Origin of the sequence: Methylobacterium sp. WL18 (assembly GCF_008040015.1) — a bacterium.
GTDB classification, from domain to species: Bacteria; Pseudomonadota; Alphaproteobacteria; order Rhizobiales; family Beijerinckiaceae; genus Methylobacterium; species Methylobacterium mesophilicum.
Genome location: NZ_VRVD01000598.1, coordinates 1 through 2,873, shown reverse-complemented (window position 1 = coordinate 2,873; position 2,873 = coordinate 1). Strand labels below are relative to the sequence as shown.

Sequence of the window (2,873 nt, the reverse complement as noted above, 5' to 3'; positions counted from 1 at the left end):
GGCAGGGGCCGGCCCGCCTCCCGGGCGGCTGTCGCGAGCTGCCACGCGATAGTCGGGACGCCGCCGGCGCCGGTGCAGCCCTCCCGGTCGATCAGGTCGAGGGCCTCGTGGGCGTCCCACCGATGCATCATCACCAGGCGATGGCCGCCGTAGAGCGCCGCCCCGAGGCTCGCGTGGCAGCCGGTGACGTGGAACAGCGGGATCACCAGCAGCGAGGCCCGCTGTGGCGCGGACGGGTTGGGCTTGGGCGGCGTCTCGCCCCGGCGCAGCGCGCTGCGCGACGCGGAATAGGGGTAGGCCATCACGGTGGTGGCCGCCGCCCGGTGGGTGCCGACCGCGCCCTTGGGCCGGCCGGTGGTACCCGAGGTGTAGAACAGGGTCGCGTCGTCCTCGGGGTCGAGGGCGATGTCGGGTGGGGCCTGTTGGGGCAGCGCGCCCCAGTCCGCCACCGGGCCGATCACCGCGGAGAGTGGCGTCGCCCGGTCGTCGGGCTCCATCCGGGTGACGAAAATCCGCTCCAGGGCCGGGCATTCGGCGCGGTGGGGCGCGATGCGCTCGAACCGCCCCCCGTCGGCGATCAGCACCCGCGCGCCGGAATGTTGGAGCGCGTAGGCGAGTTCCGGCCCAGTCCACCACGCGTTGAGCGGCGTCGCGATCGCCCCGGCCAGCAGGGCGCCGTAGTAGCAGACCGGCCATTCCGGCAGGTTGCGCAACGCGATGGCGACGCGGTCGCCCTTGCCGATTCCGGCCGTCACCAGGGCGTGGGCCAGGGCGGTCGCGGCGCGGGCGAAGCCCGTGAAGGTGACGCGCTCGTCCTGGTAGACCACGAAGGTCCTGTCGCCATGGCCCTGGGCGATGCGGAACAGGTCGCGCAGGGTCGGCGGCGCGGTCGTCCAGATCCGGGTCGGGACGCCGCGGATCGGAACCGTCGTGATCGCGAACGGCGCGCCCGGCGCGGTGAGCCGGGCTTCCGCCTCATGGAAGGAGAGGGCGGGCCAGCCGGCGGGAAGGCGGGGATCGGTGCTCATCGCGCGATCGTCACGCCGCCGTCGATCACCAGCGCCTGGCCGGTGACGAACCGGCCGGCCGGCGAGGCCAGGAACACGGCGGCCCCCGCGATCTCGTCGGGCTCGCCGATCCGGCGGAGCGGCGCGGCCTGCGTGGTGGAGGCCAGCATCTCGGGATCCTCCCACAGGGCCCGGGCGAAATCGGTGCGGATCAGCCCCGGGCACAGGCAGTTCACCCGCACGTTGGCCGGGCCGTATTCCACCGCGTAGTTGCGCGCGAGCTGGAGGTCGGCGGCCTTGGAGACGTTGTAGGCGCCGATCACCGGCGATCCCTTCAGCGCCCCGATGGACGAAACGATGACGATCGCCCCGTCCCGCCGGGCGACCATGCCGGGGGCGACCAACTGGATCAGCCAATGGTTCGACAGGACGTTGTTCTCCAGGATCTTGCGGAACTGCGCGTCCGAGATGCCGGCGAGCGGCCCGTAATACGGGTTGCTGGCGGCGTTGCAGACCAGCACGTCCACCGGCCCCAACCGGGCCTCGGCTTGGGCGACCAGATCCTCCAGTTCCGACTTCACCGAGATGCTCGCCGGGATCGCCACCGCGCGGCCCGGGCCGTGGGCGGCCTCGATCTCGGCCACCACCGCGTCGCAGGCCTCGCGCTTGCGCGACGAGATCACCACCCGGGCGCCGTGCTCGGCCATCCGCAGGGCGATCGCCCGGCCGATGCCCCGGGACGAGCCGGTGATCAGCGCGACCTTGTCGGTCAGATCGAACAGGGACATGGGTCGGCTCGGTTCTGAATGGGGTGGCACGCGCCCACCATCCTCATTCCGTGGGCCTCAATGGTCACGCGTCGACCTTTGAAGGCCGCGACGCGCCCCCTCTCCCGTGCGGGAGAGGGTTGGGGTGAGGGATCAGGTCTCTCCGGAAAGGCCGCATCCCTCACCCTGTCCCTCTCCCGCTCGGGAGAGGGACCCGCGCCTCATGCAGCCACCAATCTGGCATTCCCACGCCAACCATCGTCACGCCTCCGGCTCCCCCAGCATCGACCGGCGCAGGCGCGCCATGCCGGCGAGCCAGCGTTCGGGATCGTCGGCCCGGCGGCGGGCGTAGTCCGCGACCTGCGGGTGCGGCAGGATCAGGAACTTGCCCACCGCCATCCCGTCGAAGGCGGCTTCGGCCACGGAGGCGGGCAAGAGCACGCCGTCGCGGGCGGCGGCGCTGGCCTCACCGAGCATGGCGGTGTCGACACCCTGCGGGCACAGGGCGGCGATCCGGATTCCATCCCCCCCATGCGCGATGGCGAGGTGCTCCAGGAAGGCGAGGGCGGCGTGCTTGGTCGCCGAGTAGGTCGCGCTGCCGATCTGGCTCAGCAATCCGGCCGCCGAGACGGTGCCGAGGAACGCCCCCTCGCCCCGGGCGAGCCAGAGCGGGACCAGGACCCGCGCCGCGTGGACGTGGCCCATCACGTTCACCGACCAGGCGCGTTCCCAGCTCGCCGGATCCGCCGAGGTCGCCAGCCCGGGATCGGGGTCGCGCTCCAGGATGCCGGCATTGGAGCAGTACAGCGCGATCGGCCCGGTCTCGGCCTCGATCCGCGCGATGGTCTCGGCCACGGCGTCGGGATCGGCTACGTCGAGCGCGCACGCATGGCCGCCAAGCCGGACGGCGACGGCCTCCGCCCCAGCGCCGTCCCGGTCCAGGGCGACGATGATCGCGCCTCGCGCGTGGGCGGCCTCGGCGAGCGCCAAGCCGATGCCTCGGGCGGCTCCTGTGACGGCGACGACGCGACCGTCGAGATCCATCTCAGGCCCCCGCGCGCTCGGCGAAGGCCCAGGCCGAGGCGGCCAGCGCCGGCAC

Annotated in this window: 3 protein-coding genes; all 3 read right to left on the bottom strand. The window is 73.1% G+C overall.

The features are described from left to right. The coding region (locus FV228_RS25600) for a class I adenylate-forming enzyme family protein (RefSeq protein ID WP_147857113.1) at positions 1–1,028 on the bottom strand (1,028 nt) is incomplete at its 3' end. After that, positions 1,025–1,795: an SDR family oxidoreductase gene (locus FV228_RS25595; protein ID WP_147857112.1), complete on the bottom strand. Its 771-nt coding sequence runs from the start codon at positions 1,793–1,795 to the stop codon at positions 1,025–1,027. The genes FV228_RS25595 and FV228_RS25600, both read right to left, overlap by 4 nt. Before the next feature lie 240 nt (positions 1,796–2,035). Beyond that, positions 2,036–2,818 carry an SDR family NAD(P)-dependent oxidoreductase gene (locus tag FV228_RS25590; protein ID WP_147857111.1) on the bottom strand — a complete coding sequence of 261 codons (783 nt, stop codon included), beginning with the start codon at positions 2,816–2,818 and terminating at the stop codon, positions 2,036–2,038. Positions 2,819–2,873 lie beyond the last annotated feature (55 nt).